The sequence below is a fragment of the Flavicella sp. genome, assembly GCF_029238425.1.
Classification (GTDB): domain Bacteria; phylum Bacteroidota; class Bacteroidia; order Flavobacteriales; family Flavobacteriaceae; genus Flavicella.
Map to the genome: position 1 here is coordinate 1 of NZ_JAQWGB010000059.1, position 25,942 is coordinate 25,942.

At 34.6% G+C, this 25,942-nt stretch carries 26 protein-coding genes and 1 pseudogene; 2 read left to right on the forward strand and 25 right to left on the reverse strand.

Going from position 1 to position 25,942, the window contains the following annotated elements; all coding sequences use genetic code 11:
* The 6 genes and pseudogenes from P8H68_RS04010 to P8H68_RS04035 all read right to left on the reverse strand — a co-directional run.
* A pseudogene (locus tag P8H68_RS04010) lies at positions 1–329 on the reverse strand (hypothetical protein); the annotation flags it as partial.
* Positions 330–331: 2 nt separating this feature from the next.
* Positions 332–1,363 carry a ferredoxin--NADP reductase gene (locus P8H68_RS04015; protein ID WP_300321933.1) on the reverse strand — a complete coding sequence of 344 codons (1,032 nt, stop codon included), beginning with the start codon at positions 1,361–1,363 and terminating at the stop codon, positions 332–334.
* A gap of 11 nt (positions 1,364–1,374) precedes the next feature.
* On the reverse strand, positions 1,375–1,854 hold the full coding sequence (locus P8H68_RS04020; protein ID WP_300321936.1) for a hypothetical protein: 480 nt from the start codon (positions 1,852–1,854) through the stop codon (positions 1,375–1,377).
* Between the two features lie 12 nt (positions 1,855–1,866).
* A complete protein-coding gene (locus P8H68_RS04025; RefSeq protein ID WP_300321939.1) occupies positions 1,867–2,673 on the reverse strand; it encodes a DUF3365 domain-containing protein in 807 nt (268 codons plus the stop codon).
* Positions 2,674–2,706: 33 nt separating this feature from the next.
* The gene (locus P8H68_RS04030) at positions 2,707–3,192 is read right to left on the reverse strand and encodes a globin family protein (protein ID WP_300321942.1); all 486 of its coding nucleotides are present in this window, start codon (positions 3,190–3,192) and stop codon (positions 2,707–2,709) included.
* 32 nt (positions 3,193–3,224) lie between these two features.
* A complete protein-coding gene (locus P8H68_RS04035; RefSeq protein ID WP_300321945.1) occupies positions 3,225–3,632 on the reverse strand; it encodes a globin domain-containing protein in 408 nt (135 codons plus the stop codon).
* A 196-nt stretch (positions 3,633–3,828) separates the two neighbouring features.
* Here P8H68_RS04035 and P8H68_RS04040 point away from each other — a divergent pair, with 196 nt between their 5' ends.
* Positions 3,829–4,272: a redoxin domain-containing protein gene (locus P8H68_RS04040; RefSeq protein WP_300321947.1), complete on the forward strand. Its 444-nt coding sequence runs from the start codon at positions 3,829–3,831 to the stop codon at positions 4,270–4,272.
* A 66-nt stretch (positions 4,273–4,338) separates the two neighbouring features.
* On the opposite strand, the gene P8H68_RS04045 is transcribed toward P8H68_RS04040, so the two are convergent.
* From P8H68_RS04045 to P8H68_RS04135, 19 genes are all read right to left on the reverse strand, one after another.
* On the reverse strand, positions 4,339–5,616 hold the full coding sequence (locus tag P8H68_RS04045) for an alginate export family protein (protein ID WP_300321952.1): 1,278 nt from the start codon (positions 5,614–5,616) through the stop codon (positions 4,339–4,341).
* Between the two features lie 142 nt (positions 5,617–5,758).
* Positions 5,759–6,565 (reverse strand): ABC transporter ATP-binding protein, encoded by an 807-nt coding sequence (locus P8H68_RS04050; protein ID WP_300321986.1) that lies wholly within the window; start codon positions 6,563–6,565, stop codon positions 5,759–5,761.
* An 18-nt stretch (positions 6,566–6,583) separates the two neighbouring features.
* A complete protein-coding gene (locus P8H68_RS04055; protein WP_300321988.1) occupies positions 6,584–7,441 on the reverse strand; it encodes an ABC transporter ATP-binding protein in 858 nt (285 codons plus the stop codon).
* 64 nt (positions 7,442–7,505) lie between these two features.
* Positions 7,506–8,606: an ABC transporter permease gene (locus P8H68_RS04060; protein ID WP_300321990.1), complete on the reverse strand. Its 1,101-nt coding sequence runs from the start codon at positions 8,604–8,606 to the stop codon at positions 7,506–7,508.
* A 105-nt stretch (positions 8,607–8,711) separates the two neighbouring features.
* The gene (locus P8H68_RS04065; protein ID WP_300321991.1) at positions 8,712–10,091 is read right to left on the reverse strand and encodes a CmpA/NrtA family ABC transporter substrate-binding protein; all 1,380 of its coding nucleotides are present in this window, start codon (positions 10,089–10,091) and stop codon (positions 8,712–8,714) included.
* 266 nt (positions 10,092–10,357) lie between these two features.
* Positions 10,358–11,056 (reverse strand): Crp/Fnr family transcriptional regulator, encoded by a 699-nt coding sequence (locus tag P8H68_RS04070; protein ID WP_300321992.1) that lies wholly within the window; start codon positions 11,054–11,056, stop codon positions 10,358–10,360.
* Between the two features lie 193 nt (positions 11,057–11,249).
* Entirely contained in the window at positions 11,250–12,590 is a 1,341-nt protein-coding gene (locus tag P8H68_RS04075) for an MFS transporter (RefSeq protein WP_300321994.1), read from the reverse strand.
* A 281-nt stretch (positions 12,591–12,871) separates the two neighbouring features.
* Complete coding sequence (locus P8H68_RS04080; protein WP_300321995.1) at positions 12,872–13,882, reverse strand: DUF481 domain-containing protein; 1,011 nt, start codon at positions 13,880–13,882, stop codon at positions 12,872–12,874.
* Positions 13,883–13,903: 21 nt separating this feature from the next.
* The gene (locus tag P8H68_RS04085; protein ID WP_300321998.1) at positions 13,904–16,003 is read right to left on the reverse strand and encodes a hypothetical protein; all 2,100 of its coding nucleotides are present in this window, start codon (positions 16,001–16,003) and stop codon (positions 13,904–13,906) included.
* Between the two features lie 5 nt (positions 16,004–16,008).
* On the reverse strand, positions 16,009–16,638 hold the full coding sequence (locus P8H68_RS04090; RefSeq protein WP_300322001.1) for an OmpW family outer membrane protein: 630 nt from the start codon (positions 16,636–16,638) through the stop codon (positions 16,009–16,011).
* A 19-nt stretch (positions 16,639–16,657) separates the two neighbouring features.
* Positions 16,658–17,137: a hypothetical protein gene (locus P8H68_RS04095; RefSeq protein WP_300322004.1), complete on the reverse strand. Its 480-nt coding sequence runs from the start codon at positions 17,135–17,137 to the stop codon at positions 16,658–16,660.
* Between the two features lie 22 nt (positions 17,138–17,159).
* Positions 17,160–17,663 (reverse strand): hypothetical protein, encoded by a 504-nt coding sequence (locus tag P8H68_RS04100; protein ID WP_300322007.1) that lies wholly within the window; start codon positions 17,661–17,663, stop codon positions 17,160–17,162.
* Between the two features lie 7 nt (positions 17,664–17,670).
* Positions 17,671–18,252, reverse strand: a complete 582-nt coding sequence (locus P8H68_RS04105; RefSeq protein ID WP_300322010.1) for a hypothetical protein — start codon at positions 18,250–18,252, stop codon at positions 17,671–17,673.
* Positions 18,253–18,270: 18 nt separating this feature from the next.
* Positions 18,271–18,951, reverse strand: a complete 681-nt coding sequence (locus P8H68_RS04110) for an outer membrane beta-barrel protein (RefSeq protein ID WP_300322013.1) — start codon at positions 18,949–18,951, stop codon at positions 18,271–18,273.
* Positions 18,952–18,962: 11 nt separating this feature from the next.
* A complete protein-coding gene (locus P8H68_RS04115) occupies positions 18,963–19,637 on the reverse strand; it encodes a DUF4136 domain-containing protein (protein ID WP_300322016.1) in 675 nt (224 codons plus the stop codon).
* A gap of 66 nt (positions 19,638–19,703) precedes the next feature.
* Positions 19,704–20,429, reverse strand: a complete 726-nt coding sequence (locus tag P8H68_RS04120; protein ID WP_300322018.1) for a porin family protein — start codon at positions 20,427–20,429, stop codon at positions 19,704–19,706.
* Positions 20,430–20,442: 13 nt separating this feature from the next.
* Positions 20,443–21,042 carry a hypothetical protein gene (locus tag P8H68_RS04125; RefSeq protein WP_300322020.1) on the reverse strand — a complete coding sequence of 200 codons (600 nt, stop codon included), beginning with the start codon at positions 21,040–21,042 and terminating at the stop codon, positions 20,443–20,445.
* 6 nt (positions 21,043–21,048) lie between these two features.
* On the reverse strand, positions 21,049–21,720 hold the full coding sequence (locus tag P8H68_RS04130; protein WP_300322022.1) for a hypothetical protein: 672 nt from the start codon (positions 21,718–21,720) through the stop codon (positions 21,049–21,051).
* Positions 21,721–21,991: 271 nt separating this feature from the next.
* Positions 21,992–22,696 carry a Crp/Fnr family transcriptional regulator gene (locus P8H68_RS04135; RefSeq protein ID WP_300322025.1) on the reverse strand — a complete coding sequence of 235 codons (705 nt, stop codon included), beginning with the start codon at positions 22,694–22,696 and terminating at the stop codon, positions 21,992–21,994.
* 625 nt (positions 22,697–23,321) lie between these two features.
* On the opposite strand from P8H68_RS04135, the gene nirB reads away from it, so the two are divergent.
* Positions 23,322–25,838 (forward strand): nitrite reductase large subunit NirB, encoded by a 2,517-nt coding sequence (gene nirB, locus P8H68_RS04140; RefSeq protein WP_300322028.1) that lies wholly within the window; start codon positions 23,322–23,324, stop codon positions 25,836–25,838.
* Positions 25,839–25,942 lie beyond the last annotated feature (104 nt).

Below are 25,942 nucleotides of genomic sequence, written 5' to 3' on the forward strand. Positions count from 1 at the left end.
TGGGTAGGGTGTCTGTCGTTGTCTCTATCATGACAAGCCAAACATTTTTTTGTTTCTACATCAATGGATCCAAATTCTGTTCCATTTTCCCTAAGTCCCATTCCATATTGCATGTTGGATTGTACTTGTTGCCAAAGGTTCCCCTCAGCATCTGCATGACAGGTGTTACAAGAGAATTCCTCATGTCCGGAATTCATTGGACCGATACTTACGTAGCTTTCATTGGATTTTAGCGTCAGTAAAAAAAATAGAATTCCTCCAATAAGAAAACCTGATAGGATTCCTATGGCTTGTCTTTGACGTAAAGGATTGATTTGAAATTTTGACATGTTTAACTTGGAATTTCGATGGTAACTTGTTCTGTTTCAGGGTAGGCAACACAAGTCAGTAGTTTGCCATTTTTTACTTCTTCTTCTGCCAATAAGTGACCTTTCATTAATGAAATCTGACCAGAGGAACACTCGGCCTTGCAGCTACTGCACATTCCAGATCTACAAGAATATGGAATCACAATATTATTTGACATGGCACCTTGTAGGATGGTTTTGTTTCCTGGAATTTTTATTTGATGAGTTTTCCCCTTGTATTTTATGGTGACCTCACTCGTAAGGTTTTTACGGTCGATTTTGAGTTTGGGAGGTTTGAATGCTTCAATTTGAATCATTCCTACGGGTATTCCTTGGGTTTTTAAAATTTCTTTGGTGTTGTTCATATAACCTGCAGGTCCACAGATCATATATTTATGCGCTTCTGAAAAAGCTACTTTATGTCTTTTAAATATTTTTTGGACAATTTCATTCGTAATAAACCCTGAGAAATATTTAGGGTCTGAATTATCACTTAAAATATGTTCGAGTTGAAAACGATCTTCGTGTTGTTTTTGTAACTCTTCTAGTTCTTTTAGAAAAATAATATTTTCTCTGTTTTGGTTGGCGTAGACCATGATTACCTTAGAATTTGGTTCTTCGCTTAAAACAGATTTTAATATAGAGAAGACAGGTGTGATTCCACTACCTGCTGCAAAAAGTAAATATTGTTGTTCGTTAGTTTTGTTTGGCTCTATAAAAAAACTTCCCATAGGTTTCTCTATGGCAATTTTATCACCTTTATGAATATCGCTGTTCAGGTAGTTGGAAATAAGTCCTTTTTCAACTTTTTTCACTGTAATTCTTAAATCGTTATCCGTATATGGATTGCTGCTAAAGGAATAGGCTCTTTTTTCTACTTGACCATTTAGTGGAATTTTTAAGGTTAAAAACTGACCCGGTTTGTATGTGATCCTGTTAAAAAAACGATTGTTTTTAAAACAGACTGTCACCGCTTCTTCAGTTTCTTTGATAATATTTGTAATGGTTAACTTCATAAATTTATTGCTTATTTGTAGTAGAACACGGTTCCCATATGAAAGAATAGTAAAACAGTAATACACATGGAAATGGCAACATGTGTGATCATCCAGCCTTTGAAAATCCAATCTTTGGTAGATTTAATCACATCTAAATTCATGGTACCTAATAGAACATTGACTAAAAACAAATAGCAGAATAATGCCAAATATCCAAAACCAAATCTTGTGCTGTGTAGGTATAAAAGTATGGGACTCAGTACACCTATCCATTTGTGAATATTGTTGATAGTAGCAGCTTTGGATTGAAATTTTGGGATGATTCTGCTAAAAGTTAAAAACCATTGAATCAAAATAAAAAGAGCCATTACTAAACCAGACCATCTTTTATACATCTCTTGCTGCTGCAAAAGCTCAAGAGATGTAATTTTGATTTGAAATATTTCTTGTATTAAGTAAATACCGAAAAGACTACTACCAAGTATGGTTATGTATTTTGATTGTTTCAAAGGAATTGTATTTTATTTTAATAAAACAGCCATTGTTTCAGCAGAGGCTAATTCACGTACACTATCTAAGAATACTTCAGGGCTTGGTAAGTATTTTCCACCAGCAGATGGCCACTTTTCACCAACAACAGGCTTGTCACTTGATTTGAATGCTGCGATCTCAGCCAGGTAATCCTTGTAAACCGCAACAGTTCCGTTTCTGTATGCTTTTAGTACTGCAATTGTTGCATCGTAACTTAAAGAGTCAGTAGGATATTGCCAAGTAGTAGCTCCCATTACATCACCAAGTTTCCAATCGTCTTTAGTTGTTTGCTCGTGTTTGTTGTGACATGAGACACATGCGCCAGCACCGGCTACATCGGCAAACATTGCCGTGTATATTTTTTGATCTTCATCATAAAAATGCTGTGGTTTTCTATCCTTTTTAATTTGTTTGAATAGCTCACCTTGTTTTCCTTCAAACTTATTGGCTTTGTTGATAGGGAAATCTGAGCCTAAATACAATCCAAGTGGTACTTCGCTTTTTCGAATATCATTGGCAATTCCTCTCAAGAATAAGGCAGGTAATGGCCCGGCTTCAACATCTTCTTTTTGCCAGTCTTCATCAAATTTTAAACCTTGTTTTTTTCCGGCTCCAACAATTGCTTTTGTGTAAAGGGTTCTAGTGATGTCATTTTCTTTAGACACCATCTCTAAAACTTCGGCAACTGAAAATTCTAATTTTTCTTTGGCAGCGGTTTTGCTTTTTTCTGGAACTCCTCCACATGAAATTAGTAACGCTGGTATTGTGATTATGATTGTGTAAATTAATTTTTTCATTTGTCGTTGATTTTGGGGATTGTTATGTTATATTTATTCGTACGCTGCTTCGATCATTACGCCGGCCATCACTGTGTAAACTTTTGTCCATGCTTCTTTTACTTCTGGAGTAAAAGCTTCACCTAAACCAGCTTCTAGAGTTCCTAATAATGCAGCTCCTACAGTGTCGTAATGAGATTTTTCAACTTTGTATGCAACATGTCTTTTTCCAAGATCTTGTAACACTGGGATCAATTTATCTAAGGCAGAAAGTCCTGCTACAGCACTTGCCAGCATGGTCATCAATTTGTTTCCTTGCTCAGCCATGGCTCCTTCTTTTTTTGTAGGGAAAAGCGGCTTCAATTTAGGGTCCAATTCAAAAAGTTTGGTGTAAAAAATTTCTGCAGCTGCAGGAGCAATTGGTTTTACAAGTTCAAAAGAATCTTGTACTAATTTTGTTGTGATCAAATCAATTGGTGCTTCTTCAACTGCTGTGTCTGATTCGGATTTACTGAAAAGGTTTTTGAAAATTTTTAACATGATTTTTGTTTTTAGAGTTCGTAAGAATTGATTTATAATTGTATTGTTTGTGATATTTTTTGGAAATATTGAAACCACGCAAGTTCCACTTCAAGGGTGAAATCTTCCTGAAGACTATTGGATAATGACGCCATGAATGCAGTCCCAATAAAATCAAAAAAGGTTGGTTTTAATTGTTTGGATTGAATGACTTTTCCCAAGTTGTACAAAATTGGTTTCAATTGTTTGAAGTTGTCTAGGTAAGAAACCGTAGTTGCAAGGATATTCATAAAAGCCGCACCAAATTCTTGAATCGATTCCTTAGAATTTGAGAAATAAAGTCCTTTTAAACCTGGATCAAGCTCCAATAGTTTATCGTAAAAATAAGTCGCAGTTCCTTGTCCTAAAGGTTTTAATTTCTTAAAAGAAGATTGTACTAAAAGTATGGTGTTGGTTTCCATTTTGAATGTAAAAGCGTTGCTTTAATTATGTAATTTTATACTTGTAAAAGTAAATCGAATGGATGATTTGTTTTATGAGATGTAACAAGTGAAAAGGTCTTTTTATTCAAGTTAAACACGGGGTAACTCCTTATAATTTACTGATAAAAAGCATGTTTGAGGTTTTTAGAAACTAGAGAGAGTATTATTATTTGCTATGAATGGACCAAAAGAAAGCTTGACTAATATATATGTCAAAAAGTTAAATGGAGAATCTATTGATTTGTTGGAGGAATATAGTGGACAAGCTCTGTTATTGCTGTTTTATAACAATCAATGTTTGGGCTGTACTGGTAGAGCGATTCCTTTAGCCTATGAATTTAGTTTAGAGTTTAAAAACATTCAAGTTGTAGGAATTCATTCAAATTTTTCAGGTGAAGTAGTTTCTGAAAAAGAGATCAAAAGTATTTTTACGTCAGGCGAAGTTCCTTTTCCCATTTTCTTGGATGACCAACATGAATTGTATGATTTTTTTCTATCGGAAGGAACTCCTTATTGGGTGTTGATAGATAAAAACGCTCAAGTGTTTCGATCCATTTTTGGATCCCAAAGCAATTCTAAAAATAGATTGTATTATGCTTTGGAAAATTTAGCTTCTTAAAATTTAAGCAAAAAAAAACCGCTTCGAAAAGCGGTTTTTTATTGTTTGATTTCTATTTTGTTTTTCTTACAAAAACTTTGGTTGTATAATTAACATTAACCAAGCCCAGTTCTGAGTGTCTTTTCCAACAACTTCACTAGGTTCGAAGAATTGAGAGTATCCACCAACTAGTTTAAATTCTTTGAATTGTTTAGCTAGTACTAAGTCCAATTCAGAACCTAAATCCTTTCCTGCTAGTCCAACTGCTCCTGTGTTTATTCCTGGTGCGCTTGCAACATCTTCAACTTCTGTAAAGTAGTGTCCTGTTAATGTAACAGCAATACCAGAAACTTTAGTAGAAAGAGATACTTGTAAGTCATTTAAACCACCTGCATTACCATGATTTCCAACATAGAATCTATCCATTAAACCATTGAAGGCATGGTTTGTTCCGTATAATGGGAAGAATGCTGCAGAATCATCAGTTCTACCAGATATAGTTTCGTATCCTGCACCTAAAGTTAACTTGTCTGAGAATTTGTATTTAGCAAGTACACTAGCTAAGTATGCTCCTTTTACGTCTAAAACTGCTCCTGTTGGAGGGGCTAATCTTTGACCTTCTTGGAAATATAAGTTTGCTGTTAAGTTTAATCCACCAGTTTTATATCCTGCGTGAAAACCTCCTGTGAACAATGTAGCTTTTGGGTCTCCAGCTACTCTACCATCTTGGTATGTGTTTACTAAAGCTAAAGCAGATATATTCAATTTACCATATTTTTTATTAGCTCTTAATAACCCCATGTCTCTGTATGTGAAAAGAGTAGAGTTGTTGTAAACAGGTCCTGTTGATGCGTTTGTATTCAAAGCTCCACCTAAATCTAAGCTGTATCCATTGTTTAGGTATTTAAGAATCGCAGCATCGTGCGTTCTTGCTTGCTGAGCCCAACCTAGACCTCCTAAGATTCTTTGATCGTCATAAGAAATTGGTTGACGTCCAACTTTTAAGCTTGTAGATTCAGCCAATTTAATGTCAGCCCAAGCTTCTTGAATTCTTAAGTTTCCATTACCAGCAGCAGAAATTTGCTGACGATCTCCGAATAAAAACACTTCTTGTAAACTTGTATATAAAGTGTAAGTTTCAGCCTTGTAAGTTGCTTTTATAGCTGCTCTTACAGAAGTAGAAATAAATCCTTCTTGACCTTCAACTGCTGTAGTAGAAGGCAGGGTTCCGGGTGCCTTCGTAAAGTTTCCTCCGTTTCCAAAGTATTCTGTTCTAGGTCTAAATTCTCCGCTTAAAGAAAATTGGGCCATTAAAGATGATGTCGCTAACATCAATAAGGCTACTAGGGTAAATTTAATCTTCATCTTTTTTTAATTTTAATAGTTGATTATTTCGATTTTTGTTTCATTAGATTTATAAGGCAAATCTATGCGTTTGATAACTTCTAAAACATGATTTATGGCAGTTTTTAACCTCTTTTTGTGTCGTTAAGTTACGTAAAAATACTTAGTGTTCTAAGAAGTCAATCATGTGTTTACGGTATTTGTAGTAATCGTCATGTGCCAGTACTGCTTTTCTTGATCTTGGACGCTCGAACTCAATAGGTAATATGTCTCCAATTTTTGCTCTTGGTCCACTAGTCATCATTACAACTCTATCTGACAAGAAAATTGCCTCATCTACATCATGAGTAATCATGATAGCAGTAATTTTTTCTTTATTCCAAATTTCAATTAGTACATCTTGCAATTCCCCTCTGGTAAGAGAATCTAGCATTCCAAAAGGTTCGTCTAATAATAAAACTTTGGGTTTGATGGCAAAGGCACGTGCAATACCAACTCTTTGTTGCATTCCTTGAGATAACTCAGAAGCTCTTTTGTGAAAAGACCCGTCCAATCCAACTTTACTTAGGTAGTATTTGCAGATGTCTTCTTTTTCTTTTTTACTTCCGTGAGGAAATACTTTTTTAACACCAAGCATTACATTTTCCATTGCGGTCATCCAAGGCATTAAACTTGGAGCCTGAAAAATAACACCTCTATCTGGTCCTGGACCTTTGATAGATGATCCCAATACTGATATTTTTCCTCCAGATATTTCGTTTAAACCAGCAATCATTGAAAGCATAGTAGTCTTACCGCAACCAGAGTGTCCAATGATGGTAATAAATTCTTCTTTTTTTACTTGTAAATTTAAATCTTCCAAAACTACATAGTCACCCTTTGGAGTAGGATACACTTTTTTCAAGTCCTTTAAGTCTAGCATTACATCCTTGCTAGCAAATTTTTCTTGTAATATCGTTTTTGTTTCCATTTTTAAAGTGCTTAATGTTTATTTTGGAGCTCTAAAGTCCCATCTTAAATCTTTTGGTTGTAAGTCTGGTAATTCATAATTTGTTTCTGAATTTCCAGATCTTTCGTTTCCGATGTCCATTAGATATTCAATAATGGCATTCCTAGTTTTTTTGTATTCTGGATTGTCATTCAATTCAGTTTTATCTCTAGGTCTGTCAATGTTAATTTTAAACTCAGGACCTAAAGTCGCTTTCGGACCTGGTCTAAGAGGAATAATTCTATCCGCCATATAAATACCTTCGTCAACATCGTTGGTAATTAATAGGGCTGTTCTTTTGTTTTTATTCCAAATATTTAAAATCTCATCTTGAAGATTTCCTCTGGTCAAAGCATCTAATGCTCCTAATGGTTCGTCCATGATAATCATTTCAGGATCCATAGCTAATGCTCTGGCAACCGAAACTCTTTGACGCATTCCTCCGGATAACTCTTTAGGTCTTTTATGAGTGGCATGACTTAAGCTTACCATGTCAATATATTCCTTGATGCGTTTGTCTAAAAATGAATTGTTTTCTTTTGGAAACGCCTCTTTTACTGCCATTTCAATGTTTTGATAAACAGTAAGCCAAGGTAAAAGAGAATAGTTTTGGAAGATAACACCACGTTCATGACTAGTATCTTCTACTGGTTTCCCTTTAAATAGTACTTCTCCTGAAGTTGGTTTGTCTAATCCATTGATTAGGTTTACCAAAGTTGTTTTACCACTTCCGGTAAATCCAACAATTGCTACAAATTCACCCTCTTCAATATGTAAATTTATGTTGTCTAAAACCTCGGTAACATTTTCGTTGCTTCCGAAAGATTTTGATATGTTGTTTAGTTCTAAATAGGCCATTTGCTTTATTTTAAAGTTTGAATGTTTGTTGAGTTTGTTTGATCAAATCAACTTTTACGCATTCTTAAATTCCTTCGTTTTTATCGAATGAAATAAATTTTTGAATGGTTAACATTATTCTGTCTAATAAGAAACCAATGAAACCGATGACGAACATGGCAACAATAATTTTTGAATTTGAATCCATGGCTCCGTTTTGGAATTCTTCCCAAACGAAAGAACCAAGTCCTGGACTCTGTGCTAATAATTCAATTGCAATTAATACCATCCATGCTACAGAAAGTGTAATTCTTAAACCGGTAAAAATCAACGGTAAAGAGGCTGGTAAGATTACTTTGAATATCTTTTGGAAAGTACCAAGTTTTAAAACTTTTGCTACATTTAAATAGTCTTGGTCTACTGTAGATACTCCCATGGCAGTGTTTACCAAAGTTGCCCACATAGAACATAAACCAACACTGATAAATGAAATTACAAAAGAAGTGTCTCCTGTAGAATCTTTTGTAAGTGTTTTTACAATCATAAAAACAAGTAACAACCAAACTACTGGTGATACAGGTTTTAAGATTTGAATCAACCAGTTGAAAGAAGTTCTAAGCGTGTCGCTTAGTCCAATGATAATTCCGATTGGTGTTGCAATCAATAAGGCTAATAAAAAACCGGCAAAAACGGTTTTGATACTTGTTTTAATTTGATCAACAAATGAAGGTCTACCAGTATAGGTAATAGGGTCTTTCCCTTGAGCAACTCTTTTTTCATTTAAAGTGGCTGTTTTTTCTTTAAAAGCAGCTTTGTCTTTACTGATTTCTTTATGGTCTTCTAGTAAAACTAAGAAAGAGGCCCAAACTTGAGAAGGAGAGGGAAGTGTATTTGGCTGGCAAGATGAATCTCCAGATTCAATACATGCTTTCACTTTATCTGCTTCAGCTTGTCCTTGGTCTTTTAATGTTTTTTCAATCTTATAGTTTGCTTCTGTGTTGTATAAAGACTTAGAACCAGTATACCATACCCCTAGAAATAATAAAACCGATGCAATCGGTGCAATTATTTTTTTTAGTACTTCTATGGTGTTTTTTTTAGAATCTTCTCCACTAGCAAGACGTACTAGAGGCTCTAGAAACCCAAGACCTATGAATCGTAATACTTTTATGATAGAATCTTTCATTTTGTTGTCGTTTAATTTGTTGAAACTTTGTTTCAAATGATTTTTTGAAAACTAACACTTGAAAGAATTGTTGTTTCAAGTGTTAGTTTTAAATATTGTAATAGATTATTTGCTGTCTTTATTACCAATTTTAAAGCTGTTGATGTATCCAATAGGATCTTTTGCATCGTAGGTTTTTCCATCAATAAAGTCAGTAGTTGCAGGCTTGTATCCGTCAGTTGAAGGAATATCTGTTGCTGGGATTTTACCTTCTTTAGCTAATAAGTTAGCAGCTTTCAACCAGATATCTGGACGGTAGATGTCTTTAGCTTTCTCAGCATACCATGCAGCTGGTTTTTCTGTTGGGATTTGTCCCCATCTTCTCATTTGAGTTAAGAACCATACAGCATCTGAATAGAATGGGTAAGTTGCATTGTATCTGTAGAATACGTTAAAGTCCGGCATTTCTCTTTTGTCTCCTTTTTCAAATTCAAATGTACCTGTCATTGAGTTAGCTAATACTGCTTCATCAGCACCAACGTATTGAGACATTGCAAGAATTTTTACAGCTTCTTTTCTGTTTCCTGGAGTATCTAACCATTTTCCAGCTCTAATTAAAGCTTTTGTTACAGCTACCGCAGTGTTAGGGTATTTCGCTACAAACTCTTTAGTCATTACAAATACTTTTTCTGGGTTGTTTTTCCAGATGTCATAGTTTGTAGTTACTGGAACACCAATTCCTTTAAATACAGCTTGTTGGTTCCATGGTTCTCCAACACAGTATCCGTAAATAGTACCTGCCTCTAAAGTCGCTGGCATTTGTGGCGGTGGCGTTACAGATAGTAATACCTCTGCGTCAATTTGTCCTTGGATATTGTTAGCAGAATACATTCCAGGATGGATTCCTGCAGCTGCCAACCAATATCTAATTTCATAGTTGTGCGTTGATACGGGGAATACCATTCCCATTTTAAATGCTTTACCATTGTTTTTGTAATCAGTAATTACAGGCTTTAAAGCTTCCGCGCTAATTGGATGTACGGGTTTACCGTCAGCTCCTTTTTTTACATGAGGCTTCATTCCTTCCCAAACATTATTAGATACTGTAATTCCATTTCCGTTTAAGTCCATAGAGAAAGGAGTTACTAATTCAGCTTGACGTCCAAATCCAGCTCCAGCTGCAATAGGTTGACCTGCTAACATATGAGAACCGTCTAATTGTCCGTCAATAACTCGATCTAAAATGTTTTTCCAATTTGATTGTGCTTCTACAGAAACAAATAATCCTTCATCTTCAAAAAATCCTTTTTCTTTGGCGATGGCTAAAGGTGCCATATCCGTTAATTTGATAAAACCAAAAGTCAATTGTGGTTTTTCAATCTCTAAGCTTGCAGTTTTTGCTTGTGGTTGAGCAGTTGTTTCCTTTTTCTTTGTGTCTTTCCCTCCACATGAGATTGCAAGAATCATACTCGCAAAGGCTGTAATTTTAATGGCTGTTTTTTTCATGTTTTCTATTTAATGAATGATTATTTTAATCTGTGTTTGTGTATGTTTGAATACATGACAAAGATAGATTCAGTGGTCGATTCAAACTGTGCGAATGCACAGTGGTTAATAATCTTTTATACGTGATATCTTTGGTGTAAACGCAAAATATAAACTGCGTTATCATAGTTTTGCAGGTGTTTATTTAGGTGTTTTAAAGAAAAAAACTGCGCTTTCTTATAAAGGGAAAGCGCAGTTTTTTGGTGCATAGAACGGGGGTAGTAACATCAAGAGTTTAATGTGTGTTTAGAAATTTCATTTTTAAGAGAATCTAAATTTTTAATTCCTAGTTTTCTTCCTTTAGCGTTGATAAGGTTTTGTTTTTTAAGACCAGAGAGGATTCTAATGACTTGTTCTTCTGTGGTTCCGGAGTATTCCGCATATTCTTTTCTACTTAAGGATACGTTAAATAAACCATCTTTAGAACCAAATTTCTTATCCATATAGATAAGTGAATCGATAACCCTTTCTTTTACGGACATTTGTGCTAGTTTTCGAACGCGAGTTTCACTTTCGCTAAGTTCATCAGCATAAAATAACATAAAATCAAATGTCAGTTCGGGAATGTTTAATAGAATAGATTTTAAGTCTTCTTTAGAGAAGTAGCATAAGGTAGAGTCCTCTAATGCTTGTGCAGAGATAGAGTAATATTTTGAAGAGCCGAAACCACCTCTATGTCCTATTATGTCACCATCTTTCGCAAATCGGACAATTTGCTCGCGCTCGTCAGCTCCTGTTTTTGCTACTTTTACTTTTCCTTTATAGGTAAAAAATAATCCATGTGCAGGGGTGCCCTCCATGATAAACTGTTGAGATTTTTTACATTTAATCGTGTGTTTATTCTCTAAAACAGTTAGGATTTTATCGTTTAAACTATGTTTTTTGATAAGGCAATTTAAGTTTTCGCATTGTGTACAATCTGCCATGGTTTTGGTTTTATAAATTTGTTTGCTACAAAGTTAATTTGTTGCATTCGGAAAAAACATGACGAACTCATGTGTAAATTAGTTTTTTGAACATAAGAAAAGCTGCGTTTTAGTAGGTATCGTAGAGTTGAAGGCATAAAAAAGCTCTTTGAAACAATTCAAAGAGCTCTTTATTATTTTAAGAAGTGCATTCTTATGCTGCTTTAGATAAAGCATCCAATCTGTTTTGTTCGTCAACAGCAGCTTTTTCATCTGCTGGCGAGAATTTAATTAAGAATCCTAAGAAACCAACTGCAGATACAATAAATCCGAAAGTAAAGAAGGCATCTTGTAAAGTTGCACCGCTACGTAATAAGTATTGTGCATACAACACGGCTCCTACATTTCCACCTGCTCCTACAATTCCAGAAACTGCACCTAAAGCTTTTCTGTTGATGAAAGGTACTACTGAGTAAGTTGCTCCTTCTGCCATTTGAACAAATAAAGAGAAGAATACCATACTTGCAATGGCAAAACCTAATACATTCATTTGAGAGAATAATAATAACGCAATTCCTTCTGCGATTACTACATATACTAATATTTTAACACGTCCATTCAGTCCTGAGTTTTTAGAGAATTTATCAGCGATCCATCCTCCTGTAGATCTCGCAAATAAATTCATGGCTCCAAAGAAAAGAACTACAAAACCTGCGGCTTCTTGGCTAAGGCTAAATTTTTCTTGGTAATAAGTAGATGCTTTACCAGTAACAAATAATTCCATTCCAAAACAACCTGCATACATTGCAAATAAGATCCATACTCTTTTGTCAGAAGCGGCAGCTACGAATAAACTTTTTTCACCTTTTTTAGATTGAGGTCTTTCTTCTGGAAGATCAGAATAGTTTCCTTTAGGACAATCTGTAGTGTATTTCCAGTATAAGTATGCTACAAATAACATGATAATTGCAGGAATGTACATTGCGATTCTCCATGATGCGGTTGCTTCAGCTAAACCGAAAGCGGCTACAGCAGATGCAATCAATGGCATCGCGGCGTTGGTAACACCACCACCAAGGTTACCCCATCCTGCAGTTGTTGCGTTTGCAATTCCAATTACATTGGGCGCAAACATTACTGAGGTGTGGTATTGGGTGATTACGAATGAAGCTCCAATCACACCTATCGCTAAACGAGAAAGTAAATAAGACTCCCATGAGTAAGCAAAAGAAGAACCAGCTACTGCAATAGCTCCAAATATCAAAAGGTATACATAACTTTTTCTTGGTCCGATTTTATCACAAAGGTTTCCTATTCCTAGTCTTGCGAAAATTGTAACCCCTACAGACGCGATAAAAGCAAGTGTTGTTTGTGCTTTTGTCAAATCTAAATCTGGTGCGATCGTTGATTTCATTAACGGTGCGTGAGAGAACCATCCAAAGAAACAAAGAAAGAAAGCAATCCAACTTAAGTGGAAAGTTCTCATTTGAACGGATTTAAAATCTAATAGGTTGATTTTTGTTGCTTTTTCGTTTTGTAGCTGTACTGTTTTCATTTGTGTTGGTTTTATGAAAAAATTATACGGCAAATATATATCGATAACTCAGTTTGTTTTGTGTTCTTAATCCAAGTTAAAACAAGTTTTATGATTGTAAAAAAACTGACTTTTGCTCTAAAAAAAACTGCTAAAAAACATTAAATAGATGTAATTAGCTGATAGATAAGCGTATGAGATTTTGTTTACTAAAGAAATAGGTGGGTTGTTTTGTTGAGGTGGAGTTTAAAAAACGCGTAAATAAATAATTTATGCATGTTTAAATCTGAAAACCACTAGTTTTATTTATTGAATTCCCATCCAAAACCACTTGAGAAAATGTAGTCATATTGATTTCCTTCAATCGCAGGTTCGTTATCGTAATTCAAAGTAAAGGAAGTTTTAATATAAAAGTCATAAGGAAGGTCATATTTCATAGTTAAGTTGTAATCGACCCTGACCCTTCCGAATTCTGAAATAGTTGGACTGACTTTAACATCGGTTGTCAAACTTATATCTTCAAAATTATACATGTTTAAGTTGGCGTTGATAAAAGTTTCCGTAGAGTTTTTGTTTAAACTTTCATCAACATATGTCTCAAAGTTGAATGCTATACCTGTAGAAAGTCCTAAATATAATTTTGGAGTACTCGCTAATAATTTCCCCATACCAATATTTGGAGTATAACGTCCATGAAGCGCTTGTTCAGTATTTGATAAATATGTTAATTCACCAATTAAATACCAGGTTTTAGAGATCAAACGTCGAATGTCTGCCTTAGCATCTGTTCTTTTTATATCTGCGACTGAGTCTTGTTGAGAGTTGAGTATGTTTAAACTACCATTGGTAACCCATAATTCACCCACATAACCGAGTGTTGCATTTACGGTAGTTTGTCTTTTATCCTGTGCTTTTGTAAAGTCGTATCCAAAATCCACACTCCCAGAAAATCTTTTTCGTCGATCTTCACTGACCTCTTGAAATGCTATTATTTCAGAAATTTTAAAAGTCTCAACAAGGTTTTTGTTAGTCTCAATAGTAACTATTCCAGGTTTTATGGTTCTTACTTTTCCAAAACGTCGTCGGCTTTTGGTCAAAGTAACAATACATTTTTTGTGTATGTAGATACTTGTAATTTTATCGAATTCTATTTTAAAGTCGGAATCACTATAGCTTGTACTAAACACCAAAACACCTATATCATAGCTTTCCACCAAACCCACTAAAATATCTTTGTTTTTTAGTTTAAGGGTGTCCCGTTGTCCATGTGCAATTGAACTTATTAACACTAAAAATAAAAGAATGCGTTTCATGTGTATTACTAATATAATTTTTTATCTACGTCTGCCGCCTCCCATTGATTGACGAGACCTTCCTTGAGATCTGTATTGATTGTAATTTGTATTTCCTCTACTACGGTTGTTGTGAGATTTTTCTAATTGTTGCCTTTGTTGTTTTTGATAATCATTCGTCTGCGGTCTGGTTTGTGGTTTTGACTGTGGTTTAGACTCGGGCTTAGTTTGAGGTCTGGTTTGTGTTTTGTTATTAGAGTTATTGTTTCTTTTTTGTTGCCAGTTTCCGTTTTTATCCCTTTGATGAACGTTTCCTGCTTTATCTGTGTAAAGATTGTTTCGCGTATTTTTTGCTTGTGTGGGTCTATTTCCTTGCGTTTTTGCTGGTCTAGTACTTATTCCTGGGCGATTTTTACCATTTTGAGTTCTATAAACATTATTTGAATTTCGTTTGCCATGCGCGTATCCAGCGGCATAACCGCGTCGGTAACCGTTATGGTATCCATGTCGGTAGCCATGTCTATAGCCACAAGGTCCCCAATATGCACGAGAATGGAATGACATACTCATCCATCCATAGCTGACACCAACAGAGAATCCCCAGCCTGTATATGGGTTGTAGTGTACACCAAAACCATAAGTAACAGGTCTTGGGTAATAATACATACCATACCATGGTCTGTAATAGTAGCCAGAACCATAGACAATAACTCCTCCATACATATAGGAGTGATAGTAACCAGGCGTGTAGCCAACGTATACTACTTCAGGAGTAGATTCATAGATATATACATATTTTACATTGTAAACTGGTGAACTTGGTGGTATTTTTTCAACTTCATCAGGCCTTTTTGTTGATACGATCCAAGGTCCCTGTGCTGAGTTTGATTGAAACCAAACAGCATTGTCAACAACATAATACACATTGTTTATATATAATACTGTACTTTCTGTATTGATAGCATAGGAAAGATTTGTTCCTTCTACTTTATCGAATTTAGGTTTTCCATCATAAGTTACCTCGGTAGTAGCTTGTTTTCTGTTTACCTCAGCTGTTTGAGGGATCTGTTGTTCATAAAGAGCTTCCTTGGCTTCATCTGTTCCGGGAATACTAACTCTTAACCCAACAACTTTTTGATCGTCTGCTGGTATTGATAAAAATGTTTTTGGAAGTGATTTTGGTTCTACAAATTTCCATTTTTCCTCTTTTAAGGATTTGGTTGCATACCATCTTCCGTTTAATAAAAGATAATGAGTTTGACTTTCTATTTCTAACAGTAAATCACTTTCCGTGTTTCCAACTAGAAGTAAAGTAGTGTTTTTTACGGGTTCATAGGCTAAATCACCTTTGGTTACAACAAGTTCCGCAGCTTTTGTTGTGATGATAAGTTTGGGTGGATTGGAGTCGCCTTCTTCAATTTCCGGATTTTGTTGGCTACTTACGTTTTTATCTGCTAAATTTTCAATGTCTGATGGAACTGATTTTGTTGTTTTCCATTCATTGGAGTATAAATCTTCAGTTTTGTACCAAAAATGATCTCCTTTAAGATAAAAGGTATTCTTTTTTTTAACGATAAAAAACGGAGTATTTACAATGTACTCTATTTTTTTACCATCCACCGTTTTGAATTTTGGTTCTCCGTCGATACTTACTAGAACAGTAGGTTCCTGACGAAAATATATTTTAGGAGGGGAGTTGTCTAAATTTTCCGAGATTTCTTTTTCTTCAGAAACTGTTTCTAGACTAGCAATAAGTTTGTCAATGGAAATATCAATGTTGATTTTTTCAAGGTCTTCTAGTAAAACTTCTTTTAAAACCTCAATATTGTCATCATTTTCAATATCTGGGAATTTAATTTTTAGAATATCAATGGATTCTAAGCTTGCCATTCTTGTTTCAAGGTCTGTACTTAATCTAGCATCAAACCACATGGCACCAAACAAAAGTTTGTCTTCTTTTGTTTTTACTGAAATTGCCATTCTACCTTTTAGCATGTTCTCTTCAAGGGTTTCGTATTGAGGTTGGTATAAAGTAATTTTATAGTTACCTGCTTTAATTACACGAGGCCATGTCAAGCTATTCTCTTGCGCTTGAAGCAAGAAGCTTGAACATACAAAAAGTAGAATGACAAATTTTTTCATAATGTTTATTTAAGTCTGTATACTAATCCACCGCTAAATCCACCGATTAAGATGTTACTTGAACCTGAAACTCCAGCACCACCGGTTCCAAAATAAACTCCTCCCCATTGGATAGGAATCATTAAGTTACCTTGTACGTTTAAACCCCATTGTTCATTAAACATATAATTTACACCTGCTTTGATGGTACCAGCTAGATACCATTTAGTGTCAATAGGATAATCAAAAATGTATTCATTTGCATTTTCAGAATTAAAAATAGCAGCTCCGATACCACCTCCAATAAATGGTCGCAATTTGTCTTTGGTGATGTATTTAGAGGCACCAATAGTAATCCAATCCATATATAGATCTGTAAGACGATCCGTTTGACCATTTTCTCTTCGAGTGATGCTCGATGAGTGACGTGTATAACTAACTTCAGTCATAACCCCTTGGAACATATCAACACCTAATGTAAAACCAAATTGATCGCTCTCATTGATTTTTACATAATTGTTGTATCCATAGTTTGATTTTGAACCAAATTGGTAACCGTATGACGCAGTCAGTTCTACAGTTTGAGCCTGAGTTGTTTCTGATATCAATGCAATCACCATGATGCATAGTGATTTGAATAGAATTGATTTTTTCATAATATTAGATTAGAAATGATTATTCTACTTTGTCAAGTTCACCAATAAACGGAACGTTTTCGTATACCGCAGTTTTAGATAAACTTAAGAAGTAGTTTTCAATTTGTAAAAACTGTGCAGCGGCTCTTGGTCCACCTGCTTTTTTCAATTTCTTGAAATATTTTTCAATATTTTTAGCGTTGTTTTTGCTTTGCTTTAAACTTCTTTTACAAAGTTCTTCAATTTTATCATTTGATAGACTTGTATAGTTTTCAGCATAGTCAGTGATCAAAGCAATTCTTTCAGAACGTAATTCTTTTCTGTCCGCTTCGTAAGCTTTGTATATTTCCCAAAAAGCATCTTTGTTTTCAGAATCAACAGTGATAAAATCTTTTACGATTGTAAGTTTATCCACTCCAAATAAAGCTTGGAAAAAGTCGGTGTCATTAGTGTCTTGTTGTGCAAGCATAGCTAATGGAGATAAAATACAAGCGATAATTAGTGTACAGATTTTTTTCATGATTTCGTTTTTTTATTATTGTTTATTGATTTTCTTTTGTTTTAAAAAATAGCTTTGTAAGCGCTCCTTTTTCCATAGAATCTCTTATAGCGATAATTACATTGTAACTACCAAGAGAAAAAAATGAGGCAATTAAAATTAATCTAAATTGCATAGGGTCTCTATGTTCATGTATGGATTTTATGGCTTCCATAAAATTATTGCCTTCTAGTAATGTGTGAATAAGGTTCTCTATAAAAAGGACAAAAGTCAATACCAAAGTATAGATAATGGATTTGAACAATACATTTTTATACAAGGCTTGACGAACGTACATCTTTCCAAGAGGAGTTTTATCAAGAAGAATCACAACTTTACTCATGACTAAGGCTCCTACTAAAGCAGCAGAAAATCCATAGAATTCGACCTCTACTTGCGCCAGGGTAAGTTTTTTAATGAGAATTAAAACTCCAAAGCACAAAAGAAAATAAGCCGTGACTAAAAGAATCTCAATGATTTCTTTTTTTAATTTTTGAACAAAACTCATCTTTTTCTTATTTAGAATCTATTTTTTTCAAGGAAACGGCGATTGCCTCTGCATAGGTTAAAATAAATTCTTGACCAATGCGCACCTTTTCTAATATTTTAGAATCTTGTACAGGGATTGTCATAAAGTTTCCACCCGGACCTCTAACGGTTGCTAGCATATAAGGCCTGTTTAAAACTTCGATAGTAACAATTGCTTTTGCAACTGCCCCCACAAGAGCACCTGGGTCTACACCTTCGGGTGCTTTACCCGCTTCAGAAATTATTTGCAACGGTGCTGCACGTTCAGCTAAAGTAGGTTCTCTAAACTCTGCCTTGATATAGGTCCAATAGTCAAAACTGATTTTATCATCTACCGAGATTTCATCAAATCGTTTGATTTGTTCTCCTGCTTTGATGGTATTCAAGTCTCCCTCAGGCCCCATTAAGGTAAGCTCTCTAGTTTCCTTATTGATTTTTGTAACGGTACCCTCACTCGAAACGAGGTTCCATCTTTCTTTTGAAGGTTGTTCTTCTTGAATTACTTGTGCAAAAGAGATTTGCACAAGTAATATTAAGATTGTTGAAAAGAATAAATTTTTCTTATTCATATGAGTTTTCTAAAATTATTACCACTCCCAGTATAAACCAGCTCCAATGTTGATGCTTGCAAGGTGATCTATATTAAAGTAGTCGTTTTTATTTGTCGAATAGTTATAGGTAGCATAAGTAGCAATACCGAAAGTTTCATTCACTTCTAATTGCAATCCTATTTCTGGTTTTACTAAGAATCCCCAGTTACTTTCACTAACAACATAAATATTAAAGTAAGCATCTTGTTCAGAATATACAGTTCCCAATCCTAGACCTATATAAGGTTTGATGTTTCTTTTGTATAGAAAGTAGTAACCATTAATAGCCATAGGTAAAGTGTAAATATGTCTTACCATGTCGGTATGTACCGCTCCACTACCATCAGGTCTTTCATATACTTTAGGTCCGTAATATTCATTGAAAGAGTTCCATCCTAAGGAAGCTCCGATGGCTAAATTTCCACCATCTACAAAATGTTTGTAATCAAATCTACCACCGCTATAACTGTTTTGTCCTAAGAAGTCATTTCCAGAAGGAATAGCCATTTCCCAGTTCAATACAAACTGATCTTCTGCAGTCATAGTATAGGTGTAAATTTCTCTATCTGGACTTGGACCATCAGAAGGCCAAGGAGAAGTTACGGTTGTCGTTGTTGGTGTTTGTGCTTGTATGAAATGTCCCATACCAAACACTAAAAGAATTATAATTTTTTTCATGTCAGTAGGTTTTAATTGTTTTGGATATATGGAGATTGATCAAATGCTTGTTCTACTCCTCGTACAGCTCTTTCTATATTGGTAGTGTCATATGTACTTAATACACCGAACATAGCAGCATTCCATGCGCTAGGAATTCTACCTACATTATCAGGATTGGTTAAATCTCCAATTTCAATACTCAAAGTACCTGTGTCAAATTTGTAATAAGAGCAGTATGGGTAGTAATATCCACCACCTCCCCATCCCCATGGAGGCCAGTATCCTGGGTAACCACCCCACCAACCCCAGCAGGTTTGACCGGTGTTAGTTACTCGAATAATAGCCGTTGCAAGGGCGATTTCAGCAGTTCCATCATTTACATCAGAGGGCGTTATAGTTCTAGCGTACCCTCTGTCACTCATGTTGTTTTCAGTTTCTTGAATAATTTGTACTGCGGCAACATTGTAATGTGGAGAATTGCTTGGTGTTGCAACCATAATACTATCATCCAAGATGCTATTTGTGACAATAAAAATAGTATCTGATAAATAGTATGTGTCAAAATTAGCGAAATCTACTTCTAAATCTACGTCTGTAGCAACTACAAGCTCAGAAGAAAGTCCACCAAGGTCTGGTGACTTGTAACAGGAATTCAGAAGTACTAGTGCACAAATGAATCCTAAAAATTGAATTGTTTTTTTCATTGTTTATTTATTTTGGGTGTTTCTGTAATTAATTAAATCTATATTTTAATGAAAATACTTATGATGTTATTCATTCATTTTATTTTCTTTTTCTTCTCTCTTTTTCTTAGCGGCATTTGCTCCAATTGGAACATTTAGTTTTAAGAATAAACTGTTGTTTTTGGTTCCGGTTCGGTTCTTATAAACGTCAACCATACCAAAATAGTATTTAACTCCAATTGTCATGCCGTCATTTTTCATTAGTCGATAACCTGTTCCCAATGTTATTCCTGCATCAATTTTATTGATCGCATCTGAATTTGAATGTCTAATTCTGATTTCTTCATTACCATCATCATAATTAAATTCTACAAAGCCTTTTCGCATCCAGCCAATCTGTGGCCCTCCTTCAAAATAAATTCTATTTTTAAGACTGTATTTTAATAATACCGGAACTATAAAATAACTTAGTTCTTGTTTGTAGCTACCTGGTTCAGATTCTGTAGGGATCTCTAAAAAAGTTAAATCTTCTGAGCTTAAATTATTTGCTCCTAAAGTTGATTTAACGAGTACACCTGTATCTAAGTGTAATCTTTCTTTTAAGGTAATGTCAAAATAAAAACCAAGATTGTAATTTCTTACGCTGCCATCATTGTTTAAATTTGAAATATTGGCCCAGTTTACTCCTCCCTCTAGTCCGAATTCCAAACCTTCGGAATTCAATTTATCACCAAAAATTAAACTCAACAATACCTGTGAATGCATAGCATTGCTAAATAGGAGTAATAAAAAAAGAACCTTAAGTTTTTTCATGCGGTTTAAAAAATTACAGCCAATTTACAACAAGTGGTTCAGCTAATTGAAAAGTACCTTCAGTCCCTTTAGGAAAATAAATTACCGTACCCGGTTTTAACATTCCAACGGCAGCACCAACGGCAGCACCTTTCCCGGCACCTTCACCACCATCAAAGGCTGCACCAACACCAGCGCCGATAGCTGCTTTTCGCATTGTGTTTCTACCATTTCCTTCGGTTTCTACTTGTTTTCCTTCTGTTTTGCATTTCTGAACATAATTGTCAACAATAAAACCACCAATAGTAATAGCAAACTTGCTACCACGTCTTTTTGTGTTTTCTGAAATAAGCACTTCCATTTGAACCAAAGTTCCCTTTGGGATTAAGACTTTTCCTTTTGAGGTAACATCTCTATCCAATTCTACGAAAAAATGATCCCCTGCTTGAAAGTTTTTAGCATAGATGTCTTTAGTAGCTTTTACAAAAATGATTGTTCCGACAGGTAATGTAGGGTAGTCAACAGTTGCTGCTTCCGTTTTTGTTGTCTCTTCTGTTTGTGCTAAAGCCTTGAAGTTTTTAGTGCTGAATAATGAGATCGCTAGAATTAGAATGTAGATGTGTGATTTGTTCATGATATTTTATTTTAATGCTTTTGCTATTTCTTTTACATATTCCTCTGCAGCAGTATATACGGTTTCAGGATCGTCTACGGCGGAAGTTACCACAGCTACAAGTTGTTCTGTTGAGGCGAGTTCCAAATTAAAAATTACAGTTTCCAAAACAAACGATTTTCTAATGTCTGTATAGGTTTCGCTTGGGACATAACTTTGATATGTTGGATGTGAGTAAGGGTGATTGTAGTATCCGTAAAATCCACCATAATATTGTGGGTATAGTGAACTATAACTTCCTCCTGTGTAGTATCCACCGTGTTCAGTAGTTACTGTTTTTTCACTTCTTTTTTTAACACTGGTTAGGATGATGGCATTGAATCCAAGTTCTTTTATATTCGCAACAAGCTCCTTTCTCTCTTCATCTGTGTATTCTCTCTGGTCATTGAAAATTGGTATTTTCATGTAACTTGTACTTGCCTTGATTTTATTTTTCTTTAAATGAGCTACCATTTGTTCTTCAAAGGCCCCTCTTTTTTTATTGTCTTCAGTTCTAGTAATCACCAAAATATTTTGATCAACAATGGTGTTTAGTTTGTCTGATTTCCATGCGTTGATCACCTCTACACTGGATTTACATCCTGAAAGGATTACTATAAGTGAAGTAAGAAGGGTAATGTTTTTTATTTTTTGCATCATTGTTAGGGCGCTTTATTTTGTAACTGATTGTGAATCAGAGTTTGTTGTTAGGTTGTTTTCTTTTGAAAAACTAATGTAAAATAGTAAGAATTATTTAAATACACGGAGAAATGCACCATTTTGGTTTGCAATACTTTTTTTACAGCAAATGTATTTATTATTCTAAATGATTAGGTAAACCTAGGGTGATATTATTTCAAAGGATTTTTAAATAAAAACACCTCCTTTAAAAAATGATAAAGGAGGTGTTTGATATGTTTGTTTTTTAAGTTCAGCTATCTAAGAAATAATTGTGTTCAGATATTTCTTTTTTTAGTAACTCTAAATCTGCGATCCCAAGTTTCTTGCCTTTTGAAATGACAAGTTTTTCCTTTTTTAAAGATGAAATGATTCTAATAACTTGTTCTTCCGTAGTTCCTGCGAAATCTGCAAAATCTTTTCTAGGCAATTGAATATTAAAATACCCGTCTTCAGATTGTCCAAACTTTCTGTTGATATATAGAAAAGAGTCTATTACTTTTTCTCTCACGGTCATTTGGGCAAATTTTCTAACTTTCGTTTCAGATCTGTTAAGTTCCTCAGAATAGAAAAGCATCAAATCAAATGTTAGGTCTGGAATTTCATGAAGCATTTTCATCAAAATTTCATTGGTGAAATTACATAAATGTGTTTCCTTAATTGCCAAAGCTCCAATTGGGTAATTTTTTCCGCTACCAAAACCTCTATGACCAATTATTTCACCATCATGAGCAAATCTTACAATTTGTTCTCTCCCGTAAATACCTGTTTTTACAACCTTAACTTGTCCTTTTCTAACAAAGAATAGTCCATGAGCAGGAGCTCCCTCCATGATAAATTGTTGCGATTTTTTACACTTGATATTGTGTTTTTCTACCAAGTATTTTTCAATATTTGGGTTTTTTATGTTTTTTTTGATTAAACAATCTGTGTTTTCGCATGTGATACAGTCTGACATAATTGCTGTGTTTTGTGTTGTTGGTCACAAAATTACGTAAAATAATTAACAAACTACGTATTAATACTTAATATGTTGTGAAAAAGAATGTTTTTTATGTCCTTAACTATGGAAATAAGTCAGTAAAAAAACAGATTGTTGCTTTTATGAGGTTTTTTTAGGTTATTGATGTTTTTGGGGGTGAAGGGTTGGTTTATCATTTTATACTTTTCATTTGTTTCAAGGTTAGAGTCAGGACCTGGGTGTCTGTTTTCTTAAATTTAAAATAATGTTTATTTAATATGGATTTTTAATTTTTTGTAATCTAAAAATGCTTTTTTTTGAAGTTTAATTTTTTTTGTTATTCGTTTGGTTAGAAAGTTTTTGAGAATAGGGGAGTCTCTTGTTGTTTGGTGTTTTGTTTTCTTGTGATTATTTTATGCTGACGACCAAAGCTGCGATTAAGTAGGTTTAAACTATGCATTATACAATATTGAAACCTGTTTTATGTTGATTTGATAAAATCTCAATACATAAATTAAGAACAATGAATAATTTAGTTTCTTACGTAAAATTAATGGTTTAAACTACGTATGGTTACGTAATTTTACGTAGTTTTGCTGTGTTAATAATAAACACATAGAATATGAAAACGATTTTAGTTATAGGTAACGGTATGGTAGGGTACAAATTTTGCGAAAAATTTGTGGCGAAAGCAGATCTAACTGAATTCAAATTGATAGTATTCGGAGAAGAGCCTAGACCGGCATATGATAGAGTGCACTTGAGTGAATATTTTGCAGATCAAAATGCAGAACGTTTGAGTATGGCTCCAAGATCTTGGTATGAAGAGAATGGAATCGAGTTGATCACAAACGAACGTGTAACAGATATTCATAGAACGAATAAAACAATAACTACGATTAGTGATAAGGAGTATTCTTATGATTATATCATTTTAGCAACAGGGTCTTCTGCCTTTGTTCCGCCAATTCCTGGTGTGGAGAAAGATGGGGTTTTTGTGTACAGAACCATTGAGGATTTGGATGCAACAATGGCTTATGTTGAGGAAATAAAAAAACAAAAGCCTGATGGTAAAGCTGCTATTTTGGGTGGTGGACTTCTTGGATTGGAAGCAGGTAAGGCAATTATTGATATGGGACTTGATGTTTCTGTAGTTGAATTTGCGCCTAGATTGATGCCAAGACAGTTAGATAATGATGCTAGTAAAGTACTTCAAGGGAAATTGGAGGATTTAGGAATTGGTATTCTTTTAAATAAAGGAACCCAAAATATTGAAGGAGACGGAGCAATTACAGGAATGAAGTTTTCTAAAGATGAAACTTTGCCTGTGGATATGTTATTAGTTTCTGCTGGTATTCGTCCAAGAGATGAATTGGCAAAAACATGTGGATTGGAAGTGGGAACAAGAGGAGGGATTCTTGTGACCAACGATATGAAAACTTCTGATGATAATATTTATGCTATTGGAGAATGTGCTTTATTGAACCAAATGATTTATGGTTTGGTGGCTCCTGGATATGATATGGCTGGTGTAGCTGTGGATCAGATCTTGGGAGAGATAGAAGCTTCAATGCCAACGTCTATTGATATGTCAACAAAATTAAAGTTGAGTGGTATTGATGTAGCAAGTTTTGGAGATGCATTAAATGAAAGCAAGGAAGGGATTAGTATCGTATACGAAAATAAATTCCAAGGAATATACAAAACAATCAATGTGTCTAAGGATGGGAAATCATTGTTAGGAGGTATTTTGGTTGGAGATGCAAGTGATTATAATATGTTGCATCAAATATTTTTAAACGGATTGGCTATTCCGGAAAACCCAGAGGATTTAATATTAGGTTCTAGAGGTGGAGAAGGAGTAAGCATGGGGTCTGTTTTAGATTTACCAGATGAAGCGGTGGTTTGTTCTTGTGAGTCGGTTACGAAAGGAGCTATTTGTTGTAAAATTGAAGAAGGAGTAGATACTTTAAAAGGATTGGCTGCGGATACGAAAGTGACAACAGGTTGTGGAGGTTGTAAACCAATGGTGCAAGATATTCTTGATGAAACTTTGAAAGCTTCTGGTAAAACAGTGAAGCAAAATATATGTGAGCATTTTGATTATTCAAGACAAGAGTTGTTTGATATAATTACTATGAAGGGAATCAAATCTTACGATGAGATGTTAGATTCACATGGAAAAGGAAATGGTTGTGAGATTTGTAAGCCTGCATTGGCTTCCTTATTTGCAAGTATCTATAATGAAACAGCAAATGAACAAGAAACTATTCAGGATTCAAATGATAGATTTTTGGCAAATATTCAAAGAAATGGTACTTATTCCGTTGTTCCTCGTGTAGCGGGTGGAGAAATCACACCGCAACAGTTAATCGTATTAGGGGAAATTGCTAAGAAATATGACTTGTATACAAAAATTACAGGGGGGCAACGTATTGACATGTTTGGAGCTCGTTTAGATGAGTTGCCAAAAATTTGGAAAGACCTAATTGATGAAGGTTTTGAAAGTGGACATGCGTACGGGAAGTCTTTAAGAACTGTAAAAAGTTGTGTAGGATCTACTTGGTGTCGTTACGGAATGGATGAGAGTGTGAGTTTTGCTATTGAAGTAGAAAATAGATACAAAGGAATCCGTTCTCCTCACAAATTTAAAGGAGGAGTTTCAGGGTGTATCCGTGAATGTGCAGAAGCCCGTTGTAAAGATTTTGGAATGATCGCTGTTGAAGGTGGTTGGAATTTATATGTTGCAGGTAATGGAGGAGCAAATCCTAAACATGCTGAGTTGTTGGCTGAAAAAATCGACAATGAAACGGTTGTGAAATATGTAGATAGATTCTTAATGTTTTACATCAAAACAGCATTGCCGTTGCAAAGAACTGCTGCTTGGTTGGATAAATTAGAAGGAGGAATAGAATACCTAAAAGATGTCGTTATCAACGATAGTTTAGGAATCTGTGAAGATTTAGATAAAGAAATGGCAGGTTTGATTGATACTTATAAATGTGAGTGGAAACAAGCCATAGAAAATATTGAAATACAAAATAGGTATAGTCATTTTGTAAACTCTGAGGAAATTGACGAAAATTTAAATTTCGTTCCTCTAAGAGAGCAAAAAATGCCTGAATTGTGGAATGCATAAAGATAGTTTGATTTCTATGAATGGAGGAGCACAATAATTCAAAAGCAATCTTTTGATAATTTAGGTTGTTTTTGAATTGTGATCCTCTTATAGAGCAGAGTCAA

Bases quoted from the DNA above. Each gene is read 5' to 3' on its own strand.
- P8H68_RS04015 (WP_300321933.1), bottom strand. From the start codon at position 1,363: ATGAAGTTAACCATTACAAATATTATCAAAGAAACTGAAGAAGCGGTG.
- P8H68_RS04025 (WP_300321939.1), bottom strand. From the start codon at position 2,673: ATGAAAAAATTAATTTACACAATCATAATCACAATACCAGCGTTACTA.
- P8H68_RS04030 (WP_300321942.1), bottom strand. From the start codon at position 3,192: ATGTTAAAAATTTTCAAAAACCTTTTCAGTAAATCCGAATCAGACACA.
- P8H68_RS04035 (WP_300321945.1), bottom strand. From the start codon at position 3,632: ATGGAAACCAACACCATACTTTTAGTACAATCTTCTTTTAAGAAATTA.
- P8H68_RS04040 (WP_300321947.1), top strand. From the start codon at position 3,829: ATGAATGGACCAAAAGAAAGCTTGACTAATATATATGTCAAAAAGTTA.
- P8H68_RS04045 (WP_300321952.1), bottom strand. From the start codon at position 5,616: ATGAAGATTAAATTTACCCTAGTAGCCTTATTGATGTTAGCGACATCA.
- P8H68_RS04050 (WP_300321986.1), bottom strand. From the start codon at position 6,565: ATGGAAACAAAAACGATATTACAAGAAAAATTTGCTAGCAAGGATGTA.
- P8H68_RS04055 (WP_300321988.1), bottom strand. From the start codon at position 7,441: ATGGCCTATTTAGAACTAAACAACATATCAAAATCTTTCGGAAGCAAC.
- P8H68_RS04060 (WP_300321990.1), bottom strand. From the start codon at position 8,606: ATGAAAGATTCTATCATAAAAGTATTACGATTCATAGGTCTTGGGTTT.
- P8H68_RS04065 (WP_300321991.1), bottom strand. From the start codon at position 10,091: ATGAAAAAAACAGCCATTAAAATTACAGCCTTTGCGAGTATGATTCTT.
- P8H68_RS04070 (WP_300321992.1), bottom strand. From the start codon at position 11,056: ATGGCAGATTGTACACAATGCGAAAACTTAAATTGCCTTATCAAAAAA.
- P8H68_RS04075 (WP_300321994.1), bottom strand. From the start codon at position 12,590: ATGAAAACAGTACAGCTACAAAACGAAAAAGCAACAAAAATCAACCTA.
- P8H68_RS04080 (WP_300321995.1), bottom strand. From the start codon at position 13,882: ATGAAACGCATTCTTTTATTTTTAGTGTTAATAAGTTCAATTGCACAT.
- P8H68_RS04085 (WP_300321998.1), bottom strand. From the start codon at position 16,003: ATGAAAAAATTTGTCATTCTACTTTTTGTATGTTCAAGCTTCTTGCTT.
- P8H68_RS04090 (WP_300322001.1), bottom strand. From the start codon at position 16,638: ATGAAAAAATCAATTCTATTCAAATCACTATGCATCATGGTGATTGCA.
- P8H68_RS04095 (WP_300322004.1), bottom strand. From the start codon at position 17,137: ATGAAAAAAATCTGTACACTAATTATCGCTTGTATTTTATCTCCATTA.
- P8H68_RS04100 (WP_300322007.1), bottom strand. From the start codon at position 17,663: ATGAGTTTTGTTCAAAAATTAAAAAAAGAAATCATTGAGATTCTTTTA.
- P8H68_RS04105 (WP_300322010.1), bottom strand. From the start codon at position 18,252: ATGAATAAGAAAAATTTATTCTTTTCAACAATCTTAATATTACTTGTG.
- P8H68_RS04110 (WP_300322013.1), bottom strand. From the start codon at position 18,951: ATGAAAAAAATTATAATTCTTTTAGTGTTTGGTATGGGACATTTCATA.
- P8H68_RS04115 (WP_300322016.1), bottom strand. From the start codon at position 19,637: ATGAAAAAAACAATTCAATTTTTAGGATTCATTTGTGCACTAGTACTT.
- P8H68_RS04120 (WP_300322018.1), bottom strand. From the start codon at position 20,429: ATGAAAAAACTTAAGGTTCTTTTTTTATTACTCCTATTTAGCAATGCT.
- P8H68_RS04125 (WP_300322020.1), bottom strand. From the start codon at position 21,042: ATGAACAAATCACACATCTACATTCTAATTCTAGCGATCTCATTATTC.
- P8H68_RS04130 (WP_300322022.1), bottom strand. From the start codon at position 21,720: ATGATGCAAAAAATAAAAAACATTACCCTTCTTACTTCACTTATAGTA.
- P8H68_RS04135 (WP_300322025.1), bottom strand. From the start codon at position 22,696: ATGTCAGACTGTATCACATGCGAAAACACAGATTGTTTAATCAAAAAA.
- nirB (WP_300322028.1), top strand. From the start codon at position 23,322: ATGAAAACGATTTTAGTTATAGGTAACGGTATGGTAGGGTACAAATTT.